This window comes from Streptomyces sp. SID11385 (genome assembly GCF_010548245.1).
Lineage (GTDB): Bacteria > Actinomycetota > Actinomycetes > Streptomycetales > Streptomycetaceae > Streptomyces.
Genome location: NZ_JAAGLR010000541.1, coordinates 1 through 8570 on the forward strand (window position 1 = coordinate 1; position 8570 = coordinate 8570).

Annotated in this window: 7 protein-coding genes; 6 read left to right on the forward strand and 1 reads right to left on the reverse strand. The window is 76.5% G+C overall.

Features of this window, described 5'->3' with window-relative positions:
- Positions 1 to 437 (reverse strand): MFS transporter (locus tag G3I42_RS16510; RefSeq protein WP_343244564.1); only part of this gene is annotated, 437 nt, incomplete at its 3' end.
- A 181-nt stretch (positions 438 to 618) separates the two neighbouring features.
- On the opposite strand from G3I42_RS16510, the gene G3I42_RS16515 reads away from it, so the two are divergent.
- The 6 genes from G3I42_RS16515 to G3I42_RS38235 all read left to right on the forward strand — a co-directional run.
- Complete coding sequence (locus G3I42_RS16515; RefSeq protein ID WP_164286723.1) at positions 619 to 1206, forward strand: TetR/AcrR family transcriptional regulator; 588 nt, start codon at positions 619 to 621, stop codon at positions 1204 to 1206.
- Between the two features lie 255 nt (positions 1207 to 1461).
- The gene (locus G3I42_RS16520; protein ID WP_164286725.1) at positions 1462 to 3102 is read left to right on the forward strand and encodes an ABC transporter substrate-binding protein; all 1641 of its coding nucleotides are present in this window, start codon (positions 1462 to 1464) and stop codon (positions 3100 to 3102) included.
- A 33-nt stretch (positions 3103 to 3135) separates the two neighbouring features.
- Positions 3136 to 5331, forward strand: coding sequence for a prolyl oligopeptidase family serine peptidase (locus G3I42_RS16525; protein WP_239096495.1), 2196 nt, complete (start codon positions 3136 to 3138; stop codon positions 5329 to 5331).
- Positions 5328 to 6356, forward strand: coding sequence for an ABC transporter permease (locus G3I42_RS16530; RefSeq protein WP_164286727.1), 1029 nt, complete (start codon positions 5328 to 5330; stop codon positions 6354 to 6356). Before G3I42_RS16525 ends, G3I42_RS16530 begins: the two co-directional genes overlap by 4 nt.
- Positions 6353 to 7216, forward strand: coding sequence for an ABC transporter permease (locus tag G3I42_RS16535; RefSeq protein ID WP_164286729.1), 864 nt, complete (start codon positions 6353 to 6355; stop codon positions 7214 to 7216). The genes G3I42_RS16530 and G3I42_RS16535 overlap by 4 nt, the downstream gene beginning before the upstream one ends.
- Positions 7213 to 8570 (forward strand): oligopeptide/dipeptide ABC transporter ATP-binding protein (locus tag G3I42_RS38235; RefSeq protein WP_164286731.1); only part of this gene is annotated, 1358 nt, incomplete at its 3' end. The genes G3I42_RS16535 and G3I42_RS38235, both read left to right, overlap by 4 nt.

Genomic DNA, 8570 nt, shown 5'->3' on the forward strand with positions numbered 1-8570 from the left:
GCGCGGCGTGCGGGCAGCGCCTCGCGCACGAGGCCGAAGGAGAGCGGCAGCAGCGCGAGGCTGATGCCCTGCACGCCCCGGAAGGCGATGAGCGCGCCGATGTTCCAGGCGAGCGCGCCGCCCACCGTCGCGAGCAGGTGCACGCCGAGCACGCTCAGCAGCACGCGCCGCCTGCCGTGCGCGTCGCCGAGCCTGCTCATGACCGGGGTGAGCACCGCGCTGCCGAGCAGCGGCGCGCTGACGACGGCCCAGGAGGCCGCCGCCGGGGTCGTGTGCAGCGCCCGCTGGAGCACCCCGAGCGTCGGCACGAGCATCGTCTGCACGAGCGAGTACGAGAGCACGGCGAGCACCAGCGCGGCGAGCGCGGTGCCGCCTCCGGCGGGAGCCGTGGGGCGGACGGCCGCGCGGTGACGTGCGGGCGGGGGAGCGGTGGACACGGGCGACCTCACGGGGTGGGAGCGGCGCCGGAGCGCACGGACGAGGGGCGGCGGGCGGGGCCGCGCCTATTTGCGAACACTGTTCGCCAAGGAGGTTAGCGCGCGGCGAAGGCGCGCGGCAAAGCCGGCCGGAGGCAGTCGTGCGCGGGAGGTGGGGCGCCCGCGCCCGTAAGGTGGCCGTGTGGCAGAGGAGACGCGGGGGGCGGGGCGGCGGGCCGGGCGGCCCGCCACGCTGTCGCGGGAGCTGATCGTGGCCGCCGCGCGGCGGATCGCCGACGCCGAAGGGCTCGACGCGCTGACGGTGCGCCGCGTCGCGCACGCGCTCGGGACCGGCCCGGCCTCGCTCTACCGGCACTTCGCCGACCGCGAGGAACTGCTCGGCCTCCTCGCCCGTGACGTCGCCGAGCGGCTCACCCCGCTCGCGCGCGCCGCGCGGCAGGCGGAGGGCGCCCCGGCGGTGCGTCTCGAAGTCCTGTGGCGGGAGTCGCGCGACGCGCTCGCGGCCCATCCCTGGGCGGTGCGGATCATCGCCGAGGGGGTCCACGTCGTCGACGAGGCCGCACCCTTCGCGGAGGCGGTGCTCGCGCTGCTCGCCTCCGCCGGGCTCGCTCCCGGTGAGGCGCGCGCCGCCTACCGCGCGCTCTGGGACTTCCTGATCGGCCACCTCCTCAACGCCCACCCGGTGGGTCACGGCTCCGCCGCCCCCTCCGGTGCCGACGACTACGCGTGGGCCCTGCCGCGACTGCTGCGCGGACTGCTCGCGGAGTGACGGGAGGGCGGCACCCGCTCCCTGTCGTGTGCGCCCGGCCGGGCCCCCGGTGTGGCCTTGCTCACGCCCCCTGCCCTCCTGTGCGCTTCCCGCCCCCGGCGAAAGTCGTGAAACGGGATCAATCGCCCCGGGCTGCCTCCAGGTCCCGCTTTCCGTATCCATAAGCAGGGCTTTGACGTCCCCTCTCGGCTCGACTAGTGTCCGTGCCCACTTGGGTTGTGTGAGTGGACGGCGAGCGAGGGACGGGCGGGGACCATGGAACCGAGGAGCGCGGGCGCGCTCAGCCGCCGCCGGGTGCTCGGGCTCGCCGGGGCCGCGGCGAGCCTGCTCGGCGCGGGCTCTCTTCTCGCCGCCTGCGCCCCGCCGCGCCGCGAGGACGCCGCAGGCCCCGGGCCCGTCGCGCGCGGCGCGGACGTCCCCGTCGAACGGCTGCGCCTGGCCCTGCCCTCCTCGCTCTCCAGCCTCGACGTCGGCCGCGAGTCCGGCGTCCTCAACTACACCGTCGCCTGCCTCGCGCAGGAGTCCCTGCTCTCCGTGAGCCCCAGCGGTGAACTCGGCCCGGGCCTCGCCACCTCCTGGCACCAGCCCGACCCGAAGACGTACGTCTACCGCCTGCGCCAAGGCGTCCGCTTCGCCGACGGCACCCCCTTCACCCCCGACGACGTCCTCGCCTCGATCGAGGAGATCCGCGACCCCGGCAACGGCAACGCGCTCGCCTACGCCTTCGCGGGCGTCCGCGACGTGCGCGTCACCGGGGCCCACGAGGTGACGATCCGTCTCAAGGCACCCGACGGCTCCTTCGCGTGGAACACGAGCCCCGGCGGGCTCCTCGTCAGCAGCCGCGCCTTCCTGCGCCGCAACCGGGGCAGGATCGGCACCGCGAAAACCCTCCTGCTCGGCACGGGCCCGTACCGCGTCACGGAGTTCGCCGCCGACGACCACGTGAGCCTGGAACGCAACCCGCACTGGTGGGGCAGCCGCCCCCCGCTCAAGCGCCTCGACCTCTCCTTCGTGCCCGACGCGGGCACCCGCCTCGTCGCGATGAAGTCCGGCGCGATCGACGGCGCCCTCCAGCTCGCGCCCGACGAGGCCCGCACCTGGGAGTCGAGCGCCGAGGTCACCTACACCGGGGACCGCTCCGTCGTCGCCCTCGCCTTCGACACGAAGAAGGCGCCCTTCGACGACCCGCACGTACGCCGCGCCATCGCCCACGCCACCGACCGCGAGGGCATGGTCACCGGACTCCTGCACGGCAAGGCCGAGGTCGCCTCCGCGCTGCCCTCGCGCGACATGTGGGGCTCCCTCATGAACCCGCGCGACGTCCGCTCCGCCTACGCGGGCATCGACCTGCCCGGCCACGACCTCGACGCGGCCCGCGCCGAACTCGCCAAGTCCTCCGTGCCGCACGGCTTCACCGCCGAACTCCACTACCCCGCGAGCGGCCCCCAGGTCGGCAAGGCCGCGCTCGCCCTCGCCGGGGCGCTCAAGAAGATCGGCGTCACGCTCAAGGTCAAGGAGATCACCCTGGAGCAGTGGGTGAACGAACTCGGCTCGGGCAAACAACCCCTCCAGTTCCTCTGGTACTTCCCCGTCACGGGCGATCCCGCCGAACTCGCCGACGCCTACCTCAACGCCGCCGCCGTCGCCACCGACATCGCGCACTACGACAAGCCGGCCGTCAACCGCGCCCTCGACCGCGCCAAGACGGACACGGACCCGGGAACACGCGGCAAGGACCTCATGAAGGCGCTCACCACCGCCGCGCCCGACCTGCCCTACCTCCCGCTGTGGTGGGCGCAGACCGCGACCGCGCTCTCCTCCGCGCACGTCCTCCTCGAACCCGGCCCCTTCGGCTTCATCGGCCCCTGGGCGACCCGCGTCCGCGCGGCCGCCTGACCCCCACCCCGCCCCTCCACCGAACGGAACGTCATGCCCGGCCTCGCACCCACCGCCACCGGCCCCGAGCGCCCCGCGCACCGCCTCGCGCGCCGGGTCCGCGCGGCCATGTCGCGGCTCGTGCAGCCGGGCGAGGCACGGCTGCGCCCGGACGGCCGGGCCGTCGCCGTCTCCGCCTTCCACCCCGAGGGCCCCCGCATCCACCTGCTCCCCGCCGACGCGGAGCCGAAGCGGCCCACCCGCGCCGAGGACGGCATACCGGGGTACGCGCCGCGCTGGATACCGGGCACCCCCGGCCTGCTGCACCTCACCGACCCCGCGAGCGGCGGCCCGGCCGAGATACGCCTGCACGCCGGGGACGGCACGAGCCGCCTCCTCGCGCACGTCCCCGGCGAGGCGGAGGACCTGCTCGTCTCCGACGACGGCACCCGCGCGCTGGTCCTCGTCGCCCCGGACGGCGCCGAGCGCGACGGCATGCACCTCGGCCTCCCCGTACGCCTGCACCGGGCGCCGGACCCCGAGCGGTACACCCCCGACGCGGGCCACCGCACGCTGCACCTCCTCGACCTCGCCACCGGGGACCTGCGCCCGGTCGGCCCGGCGGGCCTGACGGTGTGGAACGTCGCCTGGCGCGGCGGGGACCTCGCCGTCGCGACCGTCTCGGACGACCCGCTGCCCGCCGGCTACTACCGCGCCCGCTGCGTCGCGCTCGACCTCGCGCACGGCACCGCGCGCACCCTGCACACCCCCGAAGGCCAGCTCGCGGCGCCCGCCCTGAGCCCCGACCGCCGCCACGCCGTCGTCGTCGAAGGCATCTCGATCGTCGCGGGACGCCCCGTGCTCCTGGACCTCGACGCCGGTACGGGCACGACGCTCCCCGGCATCGAGGACGCCACCTGGTGCGACCTCGCCGACGACGGCACCCTCCGCTTCGCCGGGCTCGCCGGGACCGGCGTCCGCGCCGGGACCCGTACCCCCGACGGCACCGTCACCGTCCACCGCGCCGAGGAGGCCGCGCTCACCGGGCCCGCCTACCAGCCCTTCCTCTCCTACAGCGCGGACGGCGCCCTCGTCACCGCCGTGCGCGAGGCCCCCGGGACGCCCCCCGAAGCCGTCGTCGCCGCGACCGGCGGCCCGCACGCCTGGCAGTGGCGCGCCCTCACGCGCCTCAACCCGGCCGACGCGCAGGACACGGCCCTCGCCGGGGTACGCAGCCGCCCGCACGCGTGGCACGCGCCCGACGGCACGACGATCCACGGCCTCCTCCTCGACACCCCGGACGGCGACGAAGGCCCCCGCCCGCTCGCCGTCCTCCTCCACGGCGGCCCCTCCTGGCAGTGGACCAGCGGCTACGCGCCCGGCGACGTCCTCGGCCTCGGCCCCGCGCTCGCCGCCGCCGGACACCTCGTCCTGCTCCCCAACCCGCGCGGCAGCAGCGGCTACGGACTCGACCACGCCCGCGCCGTCGTCGGCGACACGGGCGGCGCCGACCTCGACGACGTCCTCTCCGGCGTCCGCGACCTGCACGCGCGCGGCCTCGCCGACCCCGGCGCCACCGCCGTCCTCGGCCACAGCTACGGCGGCTACCTCGCCGCCCTCGCCGCCGCCCGCAGCGCCCTCTTCACCAGCGCCGTCGTCGTCTCCGCGCCCACCGACTGGTACAGCTTCCGGCACACGAGCGTCATCGGCGGCGGCTACGACGACACGTACCGCATCGGCCCCGGGCTCGCGGAACTCCACGCGGCCTCCGCCGTCGCCGCCCACGGCGGCCCGGGCACCCCGACCCTCCTCGTGCACGGACTCGCCGACCGCGTCACCCCGATCGGCCAGGCCCACGAGCTGTACCGGGTCCTCACGGCCGCCGGGAACGCGCCCGCCGAACTCCTCGTCTACCCGGACGAGGGCCACGAGTTCACCGACCCCGGGCGGCTCCTCGACGCCGCGGGACACGTCGAGCGATGGCTGCACCGGCACTCCGCGCACGGCACCCACGGCACCCACGCCGCCCACCAGACCGCCGCACCGGGGCGTTCACTCCCCCGTCACGCCCCGGGCGCGGCACCCGCCGTGCCGGGAGACACACTCCCCCGTACGTCTCCCGGCACGGCACCCTCCCGGCCCCCGGCGGGCCGGCCCCACGACGCCGTGCCGGAGGGTGGCATCCCCCGAACGCCCTCCGGCACGGCCTCCCACACCTCCGGCGGCCCCGCCAGGGAACAGGAACGATGACGACACCCACCGCGCCCCGCCGCGCCCCCGTCCTGCCCGCGCGCTACGTCGCGCGCAGGATCGGCGGCACCCTCGTCCTGCTCCTCGTCCTCTCCGTCGCCGTCTTCGCCCTGCTCCAGCTCGCCCCCGGCGACCCCGCGCGCACCCTCCTCGGGCCGCGCGGCGCGACCCCCGAGGCGCTCCGGGCCGTCCGCGCCAGGAACCACCTCGACGACCCCTTCGTCACGCAGTACCTGCACTGGATCGGCGACGCGGTCCGGCTCGACCTCGGCGACTCGCTCCGCACGGGCGAAAGCGTCTCCTCCGCGATCGGCTCCCGCCTCGCCCTCACCGCGCAACTCGTCGGCCTCGGCTTCGCCGTCGCCCTCGTCCTCGGCATCCCGGGCGGCATCGTCTCCGGGCTCCGCGCCCGCCGCGCCACCGACCGCACCCTCCAGGGCCTCGGCGTCATCGCCCTCTCCACCCCGGCCTTCGCGGGCTCCCTCGTCCTCATCTACGTCTTCGCGCTCATGCTCGGCTGGTTCCCCGCTTACGGCCCCGGCGACGGCGGCGCGGGCGACCGGCTCCAGCACCTCGTGCTGCCCGCGCTCGCCCTCGGCCTCGCCGTCACCGCCGTGCTCCTCAAGCTCACCCGCACCGCCGTCGTCGCCGAACTCGGCCGCGACCACGTCGTCTTCGCCCGCGCCAGGGGAGTGCCGCGCGCGACGCTCCTGCGGTACGTGCTGCGCGGCACCGTCGTGCCCGTCACCACCTCGGCCGCGCTCGTCCTCGCCTACGTGCTCGCCGGAACCGTGATGGTCGAGGAGGTCTTCGCCCTCCCGGGCCTCGGTCAGCTCCTCGTCTCCTCCATCACCTTCCGCGACCTGCCGCTCGTCCAGGCCGAAGCGCTCCTCGTCGCCGGGCTCGTCTGCCTCGTCACGCTCCTGACCGACCTCCTGCTCCCCTTCCTCGACGCGCGCCTGCGTGTCCCCGCCACGACCACCCGTCGCCGCACCGCCCCGCTCGCGAACGAGGCCGCCGCATGACCACCACCACCGCCCCGGCGCCCGTCCCGGCTCCCACGAGGACCCGGCGCTTCCGGCCGCGCCCCTTCGGCGTCGTCCTCGGCGTCCTGCTCGCCCTCCTCGTCGCCATGGCCGCGCTCGGCCAGTGGGTCCTGCCGCACTGGGACGAACAGGACCTCGTCACGGGCGTCGCGATGCCGAGCGGCGACCACTGGCTCGGCACCGACGAACTCGGCCGCGACATCCTTCAGATGTGCGTCGCGGGCGCCCGCTCCACCCTCGTCGGCGCGGCACTTGTCGCGCTCGGCTCCATGGTCCTCGGCAACGTCCTCGGACTGCTCGGCGGCTACCTCGGCGGCTGGACCGACGCCCTCGTCCGCCGCTGGGCCGACCTCCTCCTCGCGCTGCCCGCACTCCTCGTCACGCTCGTCGTCGCCGGCATCGGCGGCGGCGGGTACGCCCTCGCGGTGTGCGTCCTCATCGTCCTCACCTCGCCCGGGGACATCCGCCTCGTGCGCTCCGCCGTCCTGGGCCAGCGCCACCTCGCCTACGTCGAGGCCGCCGAATCGCTCGGTCTCTCCCGTACCACCGTGATGGTCCGGCACATCTGGCCCAACGTGCTGCCCGTCGTCGTCGCCAACACGCTCCTCAACTTCGCGGGCGCGATCGTCTCGCTCAGCGCGCTGTCCTTCCTCGGCCTCGGCGTCCCGCCGGGCGCTCCCGACTGGGGCCGCATGCTCGCCGAGAACCGCACCCTGCTCTACGACAACCCCTCGGCCGCGCTCGCCCCCGCCGTCCTCGTCGTGCTCGCCGCCCTCGTGCTCAACCTCCTCGGCGACCGGCTGCTCGAATCCTTCACCGACCGAGGCAGGTCCGCATGACCACCGCCGCCCCGCCCCTGCTCCACGTCGCCGGCCTCGGCGTCGCCGCCGCCCGCGCGCACGGCGCACCCCTCGCCCTCCTCGACTCCGTCGCCCTCGACGTCGCGCGCGGCGAGGCCGTCGCCGTCGTCGGCGAGTCCGGCAGCGGCAAGTCGCTCGCCAGCCGCGCCGTCACCGGTCTCCTCCCCGAAGGCGTGTCCGTCACGGGCGGCACGGTCGCGCTGGACGGCGAGGATGTCCTCGGCCTCGGCCCCCGCGCCCGGCACGCCCTGCGCGGACGCCGCCTCACGCTGCTCCTCCAGGACCCCTTCACGATGCTGCACCCGCAGCTCACGTGCGGCCGCCAGATCGCCGACGGGCTGCGCGAGCACACCGGGCGGGGCCGCGCGGCCCGGGAGGCGCGCCGCGCCGAAGTCGCCCGCCGCCTCGACGAGGTCGGCCTCGACGCCGCGCTCGCCGACCGCTACCCGCACGAGCTGTCCGGCGGGATGCGCCAGCGCGTCGCCATCGCCGCCGCGCTCGCGGGCGACCCCGACCTGCTCATCGCCGACGAGCCCACGACCGCGCTCGACGCGGCGAGCCAGCGCGCCGTGCTCGACCTCCTCGGCCGCCTCGGCAAGGACCGGGGCATGGGCCTCGTCCTCATCACGCACGACCTGCGCGTCGCCTTCGAGGTCTGCGACCGCGTCTACGTCTTCTACGCGGGCACCGTCCTCGAACACGGCCGCCCCGCCGACCTGCGCACCCGCCCGCGCCACCCCTACACGGCGGCCCTCCTCGCCGCCGAACCCTCCGTCCGCACCCGCAAGGAACCGCTCCCCGCACTCCCCGGCTTGGTCCCCGCCCCCGGCCACCGCGCCCCCGGCTGCCCCTTCGCACCCCGCTGCGCCCACGCCACGGACGCGTGCGGCGCGGGACCGGTCTCGCTCACCCCGGTGCCGGACGCGGGGGAGGGGCGGCAGAGCGCGTGCGTACGGATCGAGGAGCTGGTGCGGGAGGGGGAGGTCGCGCCGGTGCGGGACGAGGCGGCCGGCTCCGTACGGGACGAGGCGACCGGCTCCGTACTGGGCGGGGCGACGCTCGCCCGGCCCGAGGCGGCCGTCCTCGCGCTCGACGCCGTCGGCAGGACCTTCCCCGGTGCCGGGCGGCCCGCCGTGGACGGGGTCTCGCTCGCCGTCGCGCCCGGCGAAGTGCTCGCGCTCGTCGGCGAGTCGGGGTCGGGCAAGACGACCCTCGCCCGGATCGCCCTCGGCCTGGAGAGCGCCGACACGGGCGCCGCGCGCGTCGGCGACGTGACGCTCGCGCCGGGCGCCAGGCCGGGTGCCGCGACCCGCCGCGCGCTCGCCGCCGAGGC